This window comes from Nocardia sp. NPDC055002 (assembly GCF_053608825.1).
Window position 1 is genome coordinate 63,888 of the sequence record NZ_JBSGWE010000011.1, and the last position, 17,033, is coordinate 80,920.

The 17,033-nt window shown below is 63.9% G+C and carries 17 protein-coding genes; 9 read left to right on the forward strand and 8 right to left on the reverse strand.

Going from position 1 to position 17,033, the window contains the following annotated elements:
- Together ACWF99_RS31115 and ACWF99_RS31120 are read left to right on the forward strand one after the other, a co-directional pair.
- A complete protein-coding gene (locus ACWF99_RS31115; RefSeq protein ID WP_378657360.1) occupies positions 1–384 on the forward strand; it encodes a DUF6188 family protein in 384 nt (127 codons plus the stop codon).
- A 4-nt stretch (positions 385–388) separates the two neighbouring features.
- Positions 389–697 (forward strand): hypothetical protein, encoded by a 309-nt coding sequence (locus ACWF99_RS31120; RefSeq protein ID WP_452538127.1) that lies wholly within the window; start codon positions 389–391, stop codon positions 695–697.
- Between the two features lie 535 nt (positions 698–1,232).
- On the opposite strand, the gene ACWF99_RS31125 is transcribed toward ACWF99_RS31120, so the two are convergent.
- The gene (locus ACWF99_RS31125; RefSeq protein ID WP_452538128.1) at positions 1,233–1,790 is read right to left on the reverse strand and encodes an aminoglycoside phosphotransferase family protein; all 558 of its coding nucleotides are present in this window, start codon (positions 1,788–1,790) and stop codon (positions 1,233–1,235) included.
- Between ACWF99_RS31125 and ACWF99_RS31130 the strand changes: the two genes are divergently transcribed.
- Together ACWF99_RS31130 and ACWF99_RS31135 are read left to right on the forward strand one after the other, a co-directional pair.
- Complete coding sequence (locus tag ACWF99_RS31130; RefSeq protein WP_452538129.1) at positions 1,790–2,158, forward strand: EndoU domain-containing protein; 369 nt, start codon at positions 1,790–1,792, stop codon at positions 2,156–2,158. The two genes, ACWF99_RS31125 and ACWF99_RS31130, sit on opposite strands and share 1 nt — an antisense overlap.
- 16 nt (positions 2,159–2,174) lie before the next feature.
- On the forward strand, positions 2,175–2,558 hold the full coding sequence (locus tag ACWF99_RS31135; protein WP_452538130.1) for a MafI family immunity protein: 384 nt from the start codon (positions 2,175–2,177) through the stop codon (positions 2,556–2,558).
- 1,874 nt (positions 2,559–4,432) lie between these two features.
- On the opposite strand, the gene ACWF99_RS31140 is transcribed toward ACWF99_RS31135, so the two are convergent.
- Both ACWF99_RS31140 and ACWF99_RS31145 read right to left on the reverse strand, forming a co-directional pair.
- A complete protein-coding gene (locus tag ACWF99_RS31140; RefSeq protein WP_452538131.1) occupies positions 4,433–4,774 on the reverse strand; it encodes a helix-turn-helix domain-containing protein in 342 nt (113 codons plus the stop codon).
- Entirely contained in the window at positions 4,771–5,154 is a 384-nt protein-coding gene (locus ACWF99_RS31145; RefSeq protein ID WP_266298712.1) for a type II toxin-antitoxin system RelE/ParE family toxin, read from the reverse strand. Before ACWF99_RS31145 ends, ACWF99_RS31140 begins: the two co-directional genes overlap by 4 nt.
- A 348-nt stretch (positions 5,155–5,502) precedes the next feature.
- On the opposite strand from ACWF99_RS31145, the gene ACWF99_RS31150 reads away from it, so the two are divergent.
- A complete protein-coding gene (locus ACWF99_RS31150) occupies positions 5,503–6,309 on the forward strand; it encodes a hypothetical protein (protein ID WP_452538132.1) in 807 nt (268 codons plus the stop codon).
- Between the two features lie 1,157 nt (positions 6,310–7,466).
- On the opposite strand, the gene ACWF99_RS31155 is transcribed toward ACWF99_RS31150, so the two are convergent.
- Together ACWF99_RS31155 and ACWF99_RS31160 are read right to left on the reverse strand one after the other, a co-directional pair.
- The gene (locus tag ACWF99_RS31155) at positions 7,467–8,600 is read right to left on the reverse strand and encodes an alanine/ornithine racemase family PLP-dependent enzyme (RefSeq protein WP_452538133.1); all 1,134 of its coding nucleotides are present in this window, start codon (positions 8,598–8,600) and stop codon (positions 7,467–7,469) included.
- A complete protein-coding gene (locus ACWF99_RS31160; RefSeq protein ID WP_452538134.1) occupies positions 8,597–9,727 on the reverse strand; it encodes a DUF1611 domain-containing protein in 1,131 nt (376 codons plus the stop codon). Before ACWF99_RS31160 ends, ACWF99_RS31155 begins: the two co-directional genes overlap by 4 nt.
- A 958-nt stretch (positions 9,728–10,685) precedes the next feature.
- Between ACWF99_RS31160 and ACWF99_RS31165 the strand changes: the two genes are divergently transcribed.
- Positions 10,686–11,084: a DUF4870 domain-containing protein gene (locus ACWF99_RS31165; protein WP_378637610.1), complete on the forward strand. Its 399-nt coding sequence runs from the start codon at positions 10,686–10,688 to the stop codon at positions 11,082–11,084.
- Between the two features lie 141 nt (positions 11,085–11,225).
- Here ACWF99_RS31165 and ACWF99_RS31170 read toward each other — a convergent pair whose 3' ends face one another.
- On the reverse strand, positions 11,226–11,555 hold the full coding sequence (locus ACWF99_RS31170; protein WP_378637608.1) for a hypothetical protein: 330 nt from the start codon (positions 11,553–11,555) through the stop codon (positions 11,226–11,228).
- A gap of 43 nt (positions 11,556–11,598) precedes the next feature.
- A complete protein-coding gene (locus ACWF99_RS31175) occupies positions 11,599–12,861 on the reverse strand; it encodes a PucR family transcriptional regulator (RefSeq protein ID WP_452538135.1) in 1,263 nt (420 codons plus the stop codon).
- Positions 12,862–13,315: 454 nt separating this feature from the next.
- On the opposite strand from ACWF99_RS31175, the gene ACWF99_RS31180 reads away from it, so the two are divergent.
- On the forward strand, positions 13,316–14,116 hold the full coding sequence (locus tag ACWF99_RS31180; RefSeq protein ID WP_452538136.1) for an adenylate/guanylate cyclase domain-containing protein: 801 nt from the start codon (positions 13,316–13,318) through the stop codon (positions 14,114–14,116).
- Between the two features lie 11 nt (positions 14,117–14,127).
- On the opposite strand, the gene ACWF99_RS31185 is transcribed toward ACWF99_RS31180, so the two are convergent.
- The gene (locus ACWF99_RS31185; RefSeq protein ID WP_452538137.1) at positions 14,128–15,381 is read right to left on the reverse strand and encodes a PucR family transcriptional regulator; all 1,254 of its coding nucleotides are present in this window, start codon (positions 15,379–15,381) and stop codon (positions 14,128–14,130) included.
- 129 nt (positions 15,382–15,510) lie between these two features.
- Here ACWF99_RS31185 and ACWF99_RS31190 point away from each other — a divergent pair, with 129 nt between their 5' ends.
- Positions 15,511–16,215: a cutinase family protein gene (locus ACWF99_RS31190; protein ID WP_452538138.1), complete on the forward strand. Its 705-nt coding sequence runs from the start codon at positions 15,511–15,513 to the stop codon at positions 16,213–16,215.
- 50 nt (positions 16,216–16,265) lie between these two features.
- Positions 16,266–17,021: a class I SAM-dependent methyltransferase gene (locus ACWF99_RS31195; RefSeq protein ID WP_452538139.1), complete on the forward strand. Its 756-nt coding sequence runs from the start codon at positions 16,266–16,268 to the stop codon at positions 17,019–17,021.
- Positions 17,022–17,033 lie beyond the last annotated feature (12 nt).

Genomic DNA, 17,033 nt, shown 5'->3' on the forward strand with positions numbered 1-17,033 from the left:
ATGGAACTGCAATTGGAAATCATTGGACAGTCAATCTCAGAAGTCGAGTTAGGCTTCACAGCAACAATTAGAATCGGTTCGCCGATTGAATTTGAACTACAGGTAGAGGGTGAACTCTCCATCCACACAGCAGATGGGAGACTGGTGAGTGCACCATCCAATAACTACGCCGACATATGCAATGAACTAGAATCCACTGTTGGGTCGAAAATCACACGAGCCATCGCCAGCGAAGTAGACGGTTTAAGTATTGAATTGAGTTCTGGTGCAGTGCTCAAAGTTCCTGTTGACGAACACTATGAAGCTTGGGGAATCGTGGGACTGAGCGGATATCGCGTTATTTGCCTGCCAGGCGGAGAGCTTGCCATCTGGTCCGCAAAATAAGAAAGTGGAAGTCGACCTTGTCGGCGCAACTCACCAACGGGTTGAACAGCGTATTGGGTTCACAGGCAATCCGATGCGCTCCGGCGACGTCCCCGACCGCGAGCAGCGAGGGCAATTGAGCGATGTCGTTGCCGAATCGGGCCTTGCGCGCTGCCGATCTGCGAGGCCAGGTCGCCAGCAAAATCGGCGCCTGCCGAGCACTTTCGGTGTCGTGAACAACGAGATGCGCCACCTCGCAGAAGTTGGTTGGGCGCGGAGTTTCCGCGTCCACGGCGAGCCCGAATTTGAGTTCAGACGGGTCAAGAAGCTGTGAAATATCTTCACGGAGAGACGGCCGCTCTGTATATCGCAGCCTGCGCAATTGCTACCGGGATCGGGGGATGCTCCACCGACCAGGAATACAAGCTGAGCCACCTGTCGGCGTGTGCAAACCTATCGTTCCCGGAGGGCGCGGATGTCGTGTGGTACCAGCATGACTCCCAATTCAGAGAGTCGACCTCCGTAGCCGTGGTCGACATTCCCATCGAATCAGTGAGCGAGTTCAAGCACCGATCCGGATTCGCGGAGTTCGCTCCCGGCGTACCCTCGTCGTGGAAGTCCTACTGGACTGCAACGGGAATGAACGACCTGCTGATGACCGCCGTCGCAACGAGCAATCGGTCGAGGGTTACCGGGATCCGAGACGATACGTAGTCATCCACGACAGCGGCGACAAGGCGAGACGGATATTCGTTCATACCGACTGCTGATACGTGTTGCGCCCAAGGGTCTCGCGGGAGTAGCACATTGAGCACGTCACTGACGGGAAGCAAAACACCTGGTCTGTAGCGACTTAGGGTATTGAGCCATCAAATCGAGTCGATGATTCCACGATTCACGACACGTATGAAGTGCTCTATTCGCTCCCCTGAAGCCGGCAGATACGGCCGATACTCGGCAACCGCGAGGACATAGGTCCAGGCCAACAGTCGATTCGGCGTCAGCAGGGGGTGTTTGGCCAGATCGTCGAGCCGCTCAGCAATCGTGCGCGGTCCATCCTGAATAGCCACCCACAGTGCAGCTTCGGCGTTGACATCGCCGACAGCACCCAGGGGGTCGATCGTGTACCAAAGGTCAGGTCCTTGCAAAATATTCTTGGCCTGCAGATCCGCGTGGAGGACTCGGGGCCGTTCGGTGGTGCTCAGGAGTTTGTCGGTCACCACCTGTGAGTCCGTGAGGTGTCGGTTGGCGTCGATGCGCTGAATTGCGTCCGTGAACCGCGGATCGTCGAAACGTTCTCTGGCCCAGCCCATTCGCATCTCGATCACGTCGGCGAGGTCTTTCAGAGCGGGCGGTTCCGGCAAGTCCGGGGAGTTGAGACGACTGAGAAGTGTCGCGAAGTGCCCACCAATGGCCTCGGAGCCCAATGGAGTTTGGTATCGGGGCCTGTCCCACCAGTATTTCTATATCCCAGCTCCGGAGGATTCATATCCTTGACGGCGGCGACGACGGAACCGGTGGGCACGCTCCCGGCACCAGGATGCCAGATAAGACTGAATTCCCAGACATCCCGCTATGGACCGATGACCACATCATCAACAGCATCCAGGACGTCGCTAAGAATCCCGATCAACCTCCAGTGCTCCAGGATCATGGAACCTGGAAAGTCACCGGCACGCGGGATGGTGTTCTAATTACGGCCATCGTGGACTCATCCGGTAATATTGTGACGGGCCATCCGGTAAGCGGTCCCGGCGTCTATAGGAACGACGCAAATGGCGTCCCGATCAAATAAGAGTTAGGTGACACAGATGGATTCTGATGACCGGCCCAGCGCTAAGCGCAAGAGGCGACAGTTCACTCCGGAACAGTTGGCCAGATTCGCGAAGCTGAGCAATGGCTCCCGGGAACTTATTGAACGGTTCGCGGACCGCCTTGAGCCCGAAGTGCTGGCTGATTACCGATCTTTCAGCGACGTCGGCGAGTGGACCTTGTTGGTCGACAATCTGTGTGCCACTCTTGTGAAGCGTAAAATTTTGGTCAGCCCGGCCGAACGTGATGCCTTGGCCGAGCTGCTGGCATTGTTCGGGGACCCAAAAGACAATATTAATATGTCTTATATAGATGATTATCAGCGGGTACTGGAGGAGCTGAACGTATTACCAAAGATTGACGTTGATGGTGAACACCTATGAGTCAGTCGGCAAGTTTTTGTGTGACTGGTCAGGCATTGCGGTCGGTGATTCGGCCTTCTCGTTAGGTCGCCCCTCGATGAGGTCTCTCCGACGGTCCACATCGTGGTGCCGGTACGACGCACGCGGTCACGGTCGATCAACCGGCTGGCCGCAGGCAGCGGACTACACCTTGGACCGCTCTGGCCGGTGATCTCCTGGCAGTGCTCGACGAGGTCGATGCCGAAGGTCCCGTCGACTGCATCGGCGGCTCGATGGGGTTGCGCCACGATACTGCACGCCGCCATCATCGCGCCCGAGCGCTTCGAGCGCTTCCCCGCGGAACAGCCTCTGCGCCACGTGAGTGTGGAGACGTAGGTCCGATCGCGCCCCGGCGTCGGCCCGCATTTGCTGAGTGCCGGTGGATTCACCTCACCCTGACACGCAGGGGCGGCGGAGGGTGCCCCCGGCGGTTGCAGCGGCGCTACCCCCGACTTGACCCCACAACACGGAAACAACACGGATTCAGCGGGAAGTAGCGGGATCGTTTGGGGTACAACGGGAACACCTTCAACGACGAATCCGCAAGTAATAGATTCTATTAGGAATCGATGCGAAGCGTTGGGGTGCAACAGAATTCAGACGGCAGGTTTCTGGTTCGAGTCCAGATGGGGGAGCAGTAAAAAAGAGGTTCTGACCTGCGAATATTCGCACGTGTTGGGATCTCTTTTTTGTGCTGCATTAAGGGCGCAAGGCTCTCACCTGGCCTTTTGCTGGACTCTACCCCAAGTAGCATCGTGTTTCGGGATCGAGTCCGGCGCCGCCGAAGAAACCATGCCTGACCTGGTCAGTTTGTTGCCATTCGAAGCTCCCGCCAGAAGGGCAACACGGAAACACCACGTTTTCGATGAGCACCATCCTTCGCGACGCTGTGCGACGCGTTCTGTCAGCTCGGCGAGCCGTGCCCGCTCAAGGCGGGACTTCGACGGCGGCGACTTCAAGGGAGCCGACCGGCGGTCAATCTGCGACATCCTCGTGCAGTAGTCCCTCCTCGTGGCCCGATTGCCTGGCCTCACTCGCTCGTCGTTTCAAGGAAAGAACGACCTTGACACGACCTTCCTAAGCTCAGGATGACCAGCACGAGGAAGCTGGCGAGGGAAACCGCTAGGCCCATCGACCGCGGTAGGCAAATTTCGCGACGTTCCGCTTCGTTCTTTTGGTCTCCGCGAACAAGCGGCAGCTTGGAGCCAAAGACCTTGAATGGATGACTCTCTCGACACTGCGATCATTCGTTACCGGGGACAACTTGCCTAAGGGTGTAAGTGACGCCATGGTGCGCGAACACATCACAAAATTCGCGACAGCCCTCTTCAGAGACTTCGCGGACCCCTTCTCCAACCGAGTCCAGACCGTTATCGGGTCGCCTGCAGTGCTCGCGACGATCGGCGCTGTGGCCCACCGCAGTATGCCGTGGAGTCCCGAACCTCAACGGACGACTGACCAACTTTTGGCCATGCTCCTCCGTTCGATGGGAGCGAGATCCGCCGGGGCGGCATCGCAGGGAAAGACGACGCTGGGAAAGCGAACGATCAAAGACCCTAATCCGCCAATGCAGCTCTCGCTTGCGGGCAGGATCAACGAAAACAGCTCTAAGGTCACTACCGCCCTCGAGGACGCCACCGCGGATACGTATCGCAGGGTGCGGATTCAGTTGCAATAACTTATGAATCGGCGGGGATACACGCGCCGACGATACAGGTGGCAACAATGACGACAATGGTCGCACGTCTGAGTGACGGGAACCCCCCCCGGGCAGTCGGTCCCCGGGGGTGAGACCGGTCATCGGTGATACAGGTTGAAGGGGTGTGCTGACCGACGATGGAGACGAGCTTGAGTAGTTAGGCTGCGTCGGTATGGTGGCTGGTGAAGCTGACTTGGGTGTCGTCGGCGTCGAGGGCGATGTTGAGGGTGGCATCGAGGGCGTCGGCGAGTTTCGCGAGCAGGGGCAGGGTGGGGACGGTGTCGGAGCCCTCGATGCGCGAGATCTTCGCTTGAGTCAAACCAGCGCGTTCGCCGAGTTCGGTTTGGGTGAGGCCGAGTTCGGTGCGGCGGTCGTAGACGGCCTGGGCAAGCGCCATGGAGAGTCGGATTTCGCGGCGGGCCTCGGCGACGTCGACAGGTTCGGTGTAGCCCTCGGTGAGTTGACGTTCTCGGAGGGACTTCCAGCGGGTGTGCCTCATCGGTCCAGTTCTCCTCTCTCGATCGTGCGGACGAATTCTTGATGGGCGGGTTCGTGTTCGGCCTGACAGGTTTGTTGTGCCAGTTTCGCTCGTTTGACTTCGATGTCTTCGCGCATCTTGGTCTTGCGGAACACGGTCAACAGGACGACCCGACGTCCTGGTGCGAGCCAGTAGGTGATGCGGATCGCGGCGCCGTCCAACGTTGGACGTAACTCGCGAACTCCGTCGCCGAGGTATCGAGCGAAGGGTTCGCCGAGGGTCTCTGCGCGTTCGGCGAGGAGGCCAACGTATTCGTCGACCTTGAGGAAGTGCTTGGCTGGTAGTGCTTGTAGCCAGTCGCGCACTTCGGGCTCGATCTCGATGGTGAACAGTTCACCCATGACCTCATGCTATATGTCGTCAACAGCATATGACAAGCGGGTGGCAAGGCCGACGCCAACTCGGCGCATCAGGGACTGCTGCACGCGTAGATGGCAAGTTGGCCTGCACGAGTCCAAGCCTGCAGTGACCTGCGGCGGCTCTCGCGGTCCGGATTGCGGGTAGCCGACTACGCGTGACGAACCCTCGCTCGCGGGCGCAGGCTGACGAGTGCCCAACACATTGGAGGTGCACTCATGACATCGACAACGCCCCGGGCTCCCCGCACGGAACCCCCCGCGTCACAGATCCGCTACTCGGAGGGGTTCCCCGCCGAGCACCGCCCTTTCGTCGAGAAATCTATCGAGAGCATGATCGAACGTTCTTCCGCGGCGACCGCGCACCGGCGCGCCGGCGCCGCCGAACGGACCGCGATCTCGCAGGCGCTCTACGCCCCGCTGATCCGCCTGGCACAACAGGATCCCGACACGGCGGACACGCTGCGAAGCGCGGAGGAAACCCCTGTACCACTCGACGAGGATCTGGCGCACCTGCGGCGCACCGACTCGCACGGGACCACTGAAACAATGGCAAAGCTCGATATCCGGGCCGGCACCGAGATCTTCGGGATCCCGTACCACTTCGAATGGGCGTGGCACGACCCGGCAGGCGGCGCACCGTTCGAGATCGTTGTCGATCGCGACAACGGCCGGGTGGCCATCGACGGCCGAGCAGGTCCGAAGATCGGCGGCGCCGACGACTTCGTGAGCGCGCGCGCCGGATTCGGGGTCTCGCTGCAGACCACCCACGAGGTCTCCGCGATGGGCCGCGCGTACCGGACAACCGACGACCACTACTCGGTCGGGGCCGGGTTCGGCGGAGACGCCACCACGGAGGGCGGTACCGATCTCACGGTGTTCGAGAACGGCAACTTCATCGCCTCCGCCACCGACAAACGCTGGCGCAAGCGGGTCAGCCAGAATGAGGTCGACGTCTACAGCAGCGACGGATTCGGCCCCGGGGCGACCATCGACGTCTTCTGGACGATGCGCCCGGGCAACACGTACACATTCAACGTCGGAGCGTGGGTCTTTGCCGAACGGCACGACGGCCTCGGCAACACCTGGAGCCAATCCAGCATTGTCGCGAACCTCATCTTCATGAGCCTCTTCCGATAGCGGCGTGACGTTCGGGGATCTCCAGGTGTGAGAAGTTGACCTGCCCCTGCCCGTGGCGAGAGGCCGCGCCTCGCAGGCGGTATCGTGGCGCGTCCCGACTCGACCCACAACACGGAAACAACACGGATTCAGCGGGAAGTAGCGGGAACGGTTGGGATGCAACGGGAACACCTTCAACGGCAAATCTGCGAGTGATAGGTCACATTGGGAGGCGTTGAATTATGTTGGTTTGCAACGGAATTCAAACGGCAGGTTTCTGGTTCGAGTCCAGATGGGGGAGCATCTACCAGGGCAGACGTACGCGTTTGACCTGGTTTTCTGCTTTCTACAGTCGTCCACACGCTTTGACGTGCGGAAGCCACACGTTTTCACGAATCCAAGCGGTCGAGCGCGGTGGTGAAGTCGGGGGCTTGGGTCGGTAGGTCGACGTAGTGGCGGCGGGTGACCGACTCGTTGGCGTGGCCGAGTTGGCGCGCGGCGGCTTGCAGGCCGAACTCGTCCGCGATGAGGGTGGCGACTGTCTTGTGAAAGGTCTTCGGGGTGACCCACGCGAACTTCTCGCCGCGTGCTCGGCGCCAGAGGCGGTTGAAGTTGAAGGGCCCCAGATTCCGCCGTCGCGGTTGGGAAGACCAAGTCCAGCTTTGTTGGGAGTGGCTTCTGATTGGACGCGGCGAAGGGTGTTGGCCACGAACGCAGGGATCATGACCGTGCGGTATCCGGCGCCGGTTTTGGTGCGGAATTGGCGTATGAGCCTGTGTCCCTGAGCCGGACGATAGTGCCAGCGAAGGTGATCCGGGGGGAGTCAAGGTCGACATCGCTCCACCGCAGCGGAACAGCGTGGACCGGTAGCCTCAACTGCATCCTCGCCGCCGATATGGCCTGCGCTATATGAGAACTCAGCGTCCTCTTCTGCTGATTGCCGGATGTTCTGTCGGTACCAGATCGCGGGGTTGTTGCCGATGTCAGTTGACACCGCCATTCACCGGCAGCCAGCCCGCAGCGGGAACACGAACGTTGTTTTATGGAAATCACCCAAGGCGCCTCGAGTCACGGGATGCGGTCGGACCTCGGGATGTTTCTCGCTGGCGTCGTCTTGTGTGGCCGCATCGGATCCCCCAGGCAGATCGGCGCCACGCTGCTCGGCGCAGGTGTGCCGGTCAGGCGATGATAGGCGCGGGCCAGCGGGCGGCGGCGAGTACCGGGCGCGCCGGCCGTCTGGTCTCGACCTGCGACACGAATGGTGAGGTCATCGCCCGGAGCAGGGCGCCGTATCCGAGCCCGAACGCCAGTTCGTCGCCGACGGACACGGCGTGGTCGCCGACGTCGACCACCAGGTGATCGCTGCTCGTCCCGAGGATGGCGATTCCCGGCGGCGGGATCAGGCCGTCCACGTCGACATCCTGACAGCCCAGCGCGAGGATCGCCTGCCGGATGGTTCGGTCTCGTGTCGGTGCCAGCTGGCGCACGACCGCGGCCTGGTGGCCGAACGCTGTCTGGGCCCGATCACCCCACGGCCGGGCCGGTTTGACGGCGACCTCGATCACCTCGGCGACGAGACTGAACGCGTCGGGGTGCAGGCCAGGGAGCAGGGTCCGGTGCAGCGGCTCGGTCCCCAACAGGATTGCTTCGCCGATCCGGAGCTCGTTGACCCGACCGACATCGGACGTCGACAGCGCCCACGGCAGGTTGGCCGAGTTGCCACCGGAAACGACGTCGAGCACGCCATGGCCACCGGATTCGACTTGGTCGACCAGCCTGCTCAGCTCTCCCATATTCCGGTCGTCCGGGACAACGCCGCTGCGGCAGGCGAGGTTCGTGCCGAGCCCCGACAGGCGCAGCCGGCCGCGTTTGCGGGTGACCGCGGCCATAGCCGCGACGTCCTCGATCGCGATCCCCTCGCGGAGGTCGCCGAGCTCGACCATCAGGACGACGTCATGGGTCCGCCGCTGACGACGGGCAGCGGCATCGAGCGCGTCGAGAACGGCCGTTCCGGTGTTCAGACTCGACGTCGCGGTACGCACGACCTGGTCGACCTGACTGAGCATCGGGGACCGGATCAACGTGCGTGACGCGCTCCGATCCCGAGCGCCTAGCCGGGCCAGATTCTGGATCCGGGAGTCGCCCAGCCCGGACGCGCCGCCGCGCACCATCGCCGCACCCACGGCCGGGGATCCGAGAGTCGCCTTGGTGATTCCGACGACGCGGATGCCGCGCGGGGCGAGCTGGTCCACCAGGTGCCGGGTGTTCGCTTCGATCTTGCCGAGGTCGACGTCGATCCGCGGCGAGGTCATTCGGCGATCGGCACCGGTCGCTTCGCGAGATGTGGCAGGGCTCGCAACACCATGTCGACCAGCTCGGAGGCCGGGCGGGTGAGCGGATCGGTGACGGGCAGCCCGAGCTCGGACTGGTGCTCGGTAATGGCGACGCCGATCTCGTCCGGCTCCATCCGCTCGTGGTTGATCGTCACGCCGATGACTGTCGTGTCGGCGAATGCCTCGATCAGGGCGATTTCGCTTGCCACCGTCGGCATCGGCATCATCGGGAAGTCGCCGAGCACTGTTCGCTTCGGTGCGTGCTGCACGATCACGGCGACCGGTCGGCTGCCCCGCAGGATGTGTCCCGACGTCAGATACGCGGGGTGACTCAACGCGCCCTGGCCCTCGACGACGATGACATCCGGGGCCTCACCCTCGAAAGCGGCCACGACCTGATGCTCGACCTCTCCGGAACAGAACTGAGGGACGAGCGCGTCGAGCGCGACGCCGTATTTGCCGCCCTGGATCAGCGTGGTCTGGCCGGTGCCGACCAGGACAGCCCTGATCCCATAGGCGTTCAGCGCCTGTACGACCAGTGTGGCGGTGGTGCGCTTGCCGATCGCGCCGTCGGTGCCCAGGACGGCGATCCTGGGGCATGTCACATCGAAGATCCGGCCCGAGAACAGGTGGAGGTCCCGGGCGGGCTTGGGCCGCCGGACATCGGTGATGGTGACCCCGGCCAGCTCGGCTGCGGCTGAGAACTCGGCGTCGTCGGCGAGGAACTCGTGCAACCCGTTGATCACATGCATCCCGCGGGCGATACCTTCGAGCAGCACGACGCGCTGGGCCGCGGAGAGCAGGCCGTCGGCGGGGGCAACGCCGCAGATCAGGTAGTCCGGGACCCGCCCGGCATGCGCGATCGCCTCCGGCAGACCGGTCAGGATCGGGATGCCGCTCGGAGTGCCGTCCAGGAATTCACCGGCGTCGAGCCCGGCGCGACTGCTGTCGATCACGCTCAGGATCTCGTACTTCTCCGAGTGCCGGACCAGGCCGTTCGCGGTCTTCCCGTCCTGTTCACCGAACTGGTTCTCGCAGTAGACGATCGCGGTCGAACCGATGGGGAGCGCGACGAAAGACGGGGAATTGCTACCTGGCGAAAGCATGGAAATCCTCTGGGAAGTCTCAGAGGAGGCGACGGGCTCCGTGGTCGGGCGCGGGCCCGGCGATCGACAAGACGTCTGCCCTGAGTAGCGGCAAGATTGCCGACTGAGCCAGGATAGTCGCAGCACCCCCGCTCCCCGGCATTGGGGCCGAATGCAGCCATACGCTGCCGCAGATCCGCCGGCGAAGCCGGTGACGGTGCACCGGACCGACGTTCAGACGGTGTTCACCGCGACTCTCTGCCCGCCCCCGCGACTCCGACCGTGTGAACCGGCCACTGATCCTCGCTTGCAACGAATCCGGCTCCGCTGCAACAGTATCCAAGACCAAGCAGGCGTGATACTCGAACCGAGCTGTTTCTGTCCACCCTCGAGCACATCAGCGACGTGTCGCCAACGGTACGTGGGAACTCACCAAGGTCGCGGTGCCGACCGGGTTGCCGAATTTCGCTGTATAGAGTCGAGAGCGGTGCCGCTCCGCCGCGAATCCCGGTGAAGGACAGGAAATAATGCCCGACAGTGACGAACCCGCTGTGCGCTACTTCGCGTTGATCGATGACGAGAGAGGCTGGCCTGAGGGCTGGCGCGCGCGTCGGATCACCGGGCTTGTGCGCCGGACCGACACCCGACCTGTGCCGACCGACGAAGCGTTCGGCAGGGACTTCACATGGGGTCCTACCGACTACCTCCAGCGCTACAAGCCCGGAAGAGACGAGCCTCACGAGGAGATCTCCGCCGAGGTAGCCGAGCGGTTCATAGCGAGTTGGCGCGCCTCGAGCGCGAGCAGCGAGTCCGAACGCACGCACCCCGCGTCAAACCCACCCATCGATGACGCACAAGCCTGATCGGTTCCGCGCGGCGAGCAGGTCGTCAGGTTTCGGTGCTTCGACCGGCTCGCGACCTCTTGTTTCGTGCCGAAAGTTGGGATCGGTAGGTGGGGGTCGTGGCATGTACTTGCCGCATGACATCTTCTCAGCTTCCCTCGAACCAACCGCAGTCTGCCGGCCTGGACAAGAAGACCAGTGCGATCCTGTCCTACGCGCTGGGCTGGCTCACCGGAATCATCTTCCTCTTCGTGGGAAAGAACGATCCCGACGTGAAATTCCATGCTGCGCAATCGATCATCTTCTTCGCCGGGGTCTCGGTGCTCAATATTGTGCTGAGCATCGTCGGCTCGCTCCTCGGCGCCCTGGGGATCATCTTCAGTCTCGCCGGACTCGCCCTCGGGATCTTCGCGGTCGTCGTCTGGATCATGGCCATGGTCCAGGCGAACAACAGCGGCGGTGTCCGCGCGGAGCTTCCCCTTGTCGGAAAGTTCGTTGCCCCGTTCGCCGATCAGCTGGCCGGTTCGGTCAAGTAGCGACGTACCCGAAATCCCCGCACGGCGACCACGCCCAATACTCCGAAGATCAACGGCCCGAGACTGTCTCGGGCCGTTGACGCACGCCCGGATCGTCGAGCCCGCAGGCTTCCTGACCAGTCTTGACGAATGGGCTTCGGTTCATGCTGTGAGTAGCGCTACTACGGGCAGTGCGGTGAGAACTACCAGCAGTGTCGCCACGATCTTGGCCAGTCGAATCCGGCTCGAGCCGGGTTCGACGACAAACGGCGCGGCGGCCGCGAGGACCGCCGCGGCGGGCAGGGCGAGCACGGTGCCGATGACGAGTTCGTAACCATGGGGATCTGTCAGCGGATCGGCTGACAGTCGGGAGTGGAGCACGATGTACACGCACCGCAGCCAGAAAAGTCCTGCCGCACAGGCGATGAGAAGGGCCGATGCGGCGACCGGTTTGCGCCATCGGGTGCCCGTCGCCTCCTCGGGTCTCATCACTGCCTCTCCGCTACTTCGGTGGCCGACCTGGGGTCCGCCCCGATCAGCATGCCTGGGCGGTCTGGTCGGGGTCACCGCCGGCGGCTAACTCTTTCTCACCCGCGCCGGTCATGCGGGCTACGAGCGCGGAACGCAGGCGCCAGATCCCGTCCGGCTGCGTCGGGTCGAGGCCGGTGATCTCGGCGATCTTGTTCAGTCGGTAGTCGACAGTGTTGGGGTGTACGTGCAGCACACGCGCGGTGCGCAGACGAGTGGAGTGGGTCGCGAGGTGCGCTGTCAACGTCTCCAGCAGGACTGGATGTTCCTCGAGCGGGTCCAGTAGCGCGGCCAGATGCCTTCCTGCCGTGCCCGGCCGGGACAGCTGATACTCCAGCGACAGGTCGTCGAAGCGCTCGAGCCCGACTCGGCGCAGGCGGCGCATGATGTCGAGCACCGCGTGCGCGCGCTGGACCCCTTCGGAAATGCCGCCTGCCCCCACCGCCACGAACGCGGCGCGAACCTGCGTCTGCGCCGCGCCGGCGATCTGCTCGACGAACCGTTCGGCGGCGGCGGGATCGAAATGGTCTTGCGGAATCAGCAGGGTAGCTGTGTCGGTGCCCATCTGTATCAGCGCGTTGTCATCGCAGTGGTGCAGCACCTCGGCTCTGATTCGACGAATTGTCGGGTGCGCGAGGGTATGTCGATCCTGGCGCGGCTCGTCCGCTCCACGGCGTGGCACGAACCCGACCGCGAAGACGTAATAGCTCTCGGCCAACCGGACCCCGCAGGCGCGCGCCATGGCCGGTGTCGCGTTCCCGGCGATCAGCGCGGCGGCCACGGCATCCGCTGCGTCGCTACCCGCCACCCGCCGTTCACGCAGGTACGCCTGTGAGATCGCTATGGCGAGCTCGCGGGAGAGGTGGACGAACATGTGCGCTGTTTCGATCAGTGCCACGTGATCCTCGTCGGCTCTCGCCCGTGCGGTGAGGTGGTCGAACACCGCCTGCGTGCCTACCCGCACGGCCTTGTGCATCGCGTCGATCGTGACGCCCTCGCGTGCCCATTCCATGACGTCGGCGCGCACCTCGGCCAGCGGTTCCGCAGTGTCGCCGCCGGTCAGCATTCTGGCGGTGAGCTCGAGGCACGCGTTCACCAGCGCGGCGACATCGCGACGCAGGGCCACCATGGGGACTCGGTCGGGTAGTTCACTGCCGACGATGAACAGACTCATGATCTTGCCCGAAATCGTTGACGCTGCGGGGAGCCGGTCGAGAATCGGCCGACCTACCGTCGTCGCGGTCCGGGCCGACAGGATGCTGTCGGGCATGCGCACATTTCCTACTTTCCGCTGTTTGCGCTTCATCGTGCGGCCTCACCACCCCGCGTTCCAATGGTGCTTCGCACCCAGATGGAACCATCGTTGTGCACTATGCACCACCGGGTACACATCGGGCGCTTCACCCGTACACCGAAACAGGGTCAGGAAGCAGGATTCGCAGCTGCGGTCGGCGCGGTTCCGCCCGGCGCTTGCACGGTCTCCGTGCATGCCAAATGTCGAAGACGGGCCATCTCAGCTGTAGAAATGCTATCCCGTGCCCGCAATGAAGACGAGTCGGCCGACCCGGTGCGGAGCGCGATGGTCCCAGGATTCATCGCCGGCAGGCATCCGCTACGCCGGTCGAATTCGAGTGAACGCATGTGTACTATTTTGCCGTGAACAGCTCGGGCGCACAGCCGCTACAGGGTTCGACCAGCCACGCTACTCCGCCAGGGTTTCTCCGATGACCACAGTCGTGGTCACCGTGCTCGCGATCGTCGCCGCCGGTGAAGCCGTCGGCATACTCATCCTGTCGATCCTACTGGTCCGGAGTCGGCGCAAGCGCCGGGCACCGCGTCGGTCGACGACGGGACAGCGGTTGGTGGTGAGCGGTCGCGAAGCGGTACGGACCGCCTGGCAGGCCGCTGATCTGGTGCGGGCCAAAGGTTTTCGTGCCGCCGTGCTCACCTCGATCGAAGACCTCGCGGGCTGGGCACGGGTCGAACGTCCCGACCTGGCCAGACTGGCGCCGGACGGCAACGTCGTCATCATGTTCTCCGACATCGAGCAATCGACCGCTCTCAACGAACAACTGGGCGACCGGGCCTGGGTCAAGCTGCTCGACCGCCACCACCGCCTGGTGGATCGATGCGTGCAGAACCACGGCGGCCATGTGGTCAAGAACCAAGGCGACGGGTACATGATCGCCTTCGCCGCTCCCGACCGGGCGGTCCGATGCGGCCTGGCCATTCAGGCGGCGCTGAGCAAGGACGCCGAAGCATCCCGGGGCGAGGCCGATTTCCGGGTCCGGATCGGTATCCACATGGGAAGTTCCGTCCGCCGGGGTGACGATTTGTTCGGACGCAATGTCGCCATGGCCGCGCGGGTCACCGCGCAGGCCGAGGGTGGCGAAGTGCTCCTCAGCGAGCCGGTGCTGGAGGCGATCGGAAGCAGTACCGATCTCACGATCGGAACCGGACGTGAAGCGACCCTCAAGGGCCTGCGGGGCACGCACCGCCTCACTCCGGTCTGCGCGCAGCGGTAATCAGAATTGGCTCAACTGGGCCGGGGAGTGTTCTGCCGCCAGTACAACGCGTCCAATGCGACCGCGACATGCACGCCGTTCTCCGCCAGCGGACGTGGCAGCAACTCGTCCGCGCGGGCGATCCTGCGCAAGATCGTGTTCCGGTGGGTGAACAGGCGCGCCGCAGCGCGCGTGGCATTGCATTGCTCGTTGATGTAGACCAGGACTGATTCGCGTAGTTCGCTGTCGGCGTGTTCCAGATCGCCGAGGGTGTACTTGATGAATCGGTCTGCCTGAGCGCCGTTTTCGGTGATCAGCGAGGTCAGTTGCACCTCGCCGAAGGTGACCAGCCGTCGGGTGCTGTGCGGGCGGGCGAGGATTCGGTGCGCGGCCTGAGCGTCGAGGTGACTGGTCCGGAACCCGGCGAGGTCTCGGCCGGTCGAGCCGATGGCGATCCGTACGCCGGGAATATGGTCCAGCGCTTCGGTCAGTGCCGCGGTGTCGGGAGGAGTGGGTCCGGGCACCCACACCCACAAGGTGGCCGCGCTGGCGAGCACGCTCAGCGCCGTGGCCGCCCCGGCGGCCTGTGTGAGGGCCCTGGTCACCCGATGCGGTTCGTCGAGTTCGGCACCGGGAATGTCACTCCAGGCGATGGCCGCGGTGTGGGTGGCGTCGAGCCGGTAGCCGAGTCGGATCGACGCACGCTCGATGTTGGTCGGCTCCCCCTCGAGAATGAGCGAAATGACTTCGCGGCGTTCGGCATATGAGCCGCGGGCGAGTTCGTCGCGCTCCTGACCGATGACCTCGGTGATCGCCTCGATGGTGCCGTCCACGAATGCGGCGATCGAGGCGGCGGTGACCTCCAAGACCTCCTGCAGCTCGAACGGGTCCGGCGTGAGAATGAAGATGATGGTCATCCACCTTCGCCAGACGACATTTTGCCCGACGCGATAGGCCTGCAAAGCGGCCTCGTTCATGCCACGCCTTACCAGGTCGCGAACAATGGCGATCTGGTCCGCACCGAGATTGATCGGCACCGGCATTCCCGGATCGGCCACGTTGGCCGAGGCCCAGTGCAGCAGGTTGCCGCGATTGACGCGCCGGACAGCCTCGGCCAGCAGCGGATCCCCCGCGACAGCACGCAGGCTGGTTGTCAGGAGAGTGGCGTCATAGAGTTCGTCGAGCCATTCCTCCGGCGCGTTCAGCGCGATCTCGGCACCTTGGCGGATCACTTCTCGCGCGCGGTCGGACAGGCGTCGATCGAACAGACCATCACCGGAGTGCACCGCCTCATTATGCAACCTCCGATCCGAGTTCATCTGCGCCGAATTGCCCGTCGCCGGTGCCGCGCTCGGCGCCGGATCGGTTGTGCGTAGGCACCGCGCCGTACGCGGTGGGCGCAATACAGTAGGCGCATGATTCGAATCCTGTTGTCAGCGGCCGCGACAGCCGTGGCAGCACTGACTCTGCCCACCCTCCCCACGGCGGCCGCCGACTCGGCCGCTCCCCCCGACGGCTGCGCGGAGGTCCGGGTCATCACCGTTCGCGGCACTCTGGAGCCACAGTTCGGCAGTCTGCTGCTCACCCCCCTCGCCTGGCGGATCGCCCAGGAATCCGGCCGCCACACCACAGTGACCGAGCTCGACTATCCGGCCTCGAGGGAATCGGACAGCGCCGCGCGCGGAACGGCGAACTTGACCGCCCTGCTGAACACGACCGCCGCCACGTGCCCCGACCAGCAGCTCGTGCTGCTCGGCTACTCGCAAGGCGCGAGCGTCATCGGCGCCACCTTGCGGGAACGAACCGCGTTGACAGCCCAGGCGGCCGCGCGCATCGACGCGATCGCACTGTTCGGCAGCCCACTGTTCAACGGCGCGGAGCCCTACAACCGCGGCAGCTACGATCCCGCGCTGTCGGGCACCCGTCCACTACGCACCGGCGCGCTGGTGGAATTCGCCGACCGCCTGCGCGACTACTGCAATACCGGAGACCGCGTCTGCCAGGGCGGCGACCCGGCCGCCGGTTTCGAGAACGCCCTGACCTATGGCCATGTCGCGTACTTCGTCAACGACACCCGTGACCAGGCCGCGGCGTTCGTCCGCGAACAGCTCAGCCGGTAGCCGCGAAACTCGGAGGTGTCGCCGGGCGGTCGCTGGCATAGTGATTTCGCATGGGACGGACGTTCGAGGATTTGGTCGCCGAAGCGGCTTCGGCGCCGGTGGAAGGATGGGATTTCTCCTGGCTCGACGGGCGGGCCAGTGAAGCGCGTCCGTCGTGGGGTTATCAGCGCCTGATGAGCGATCGGCTGAAGACCGCTTCCGCTGCGCTGGATATTCAGACCGGTGGTGGCGAGGTTCTGGCCGAGGCGCAGGTGTTCCCGCAGACCATGGTCGCCACCGAGTCGTGGCCGCCGAACGTCGCCAAGGCGACCGCGTTGCTGCATCCTCGCGGCGTCGTTGTCGTCGCCGCACCCGACGAGCCGCCGTTGCCGTTCGCCGATGCGGCGTTCGATCTGGTCACCAGCCGACATCCGGCGACGATCTGGTGGGCCGAGATCGCGCGCGTTCTGCGTTCGGGGGGAACGTATTTCGCACAGCACGTCGGACCGGCGAGTGTGTTCGAGCTGGTCGAGTATTTCCTCGGTCCGCAGCCGGAGGCCCGTCGAGGGCGCCATCCCGACGATGAGGCCGCCGCCGCGCGGGCCGCCGGACTGACGATCACCGACCAGCGGACCGAGCGACTGCGGATCGAGTTCGACGACATCGGTGCCGTCGTGTACTTCCTGCGCAAGGTGATCTGGATGGTGCCCGGGTTCACCGTCGAGGCCTATCTCGACCAGCTGCGTCGGCTCCACGACCGAATCCGGCAGGAGGGGCCGTTCGTGGCGTACTCCACCCGCACCCTCACCGAAGCCGCCAAGCCGTGACTTCCGGGTGGT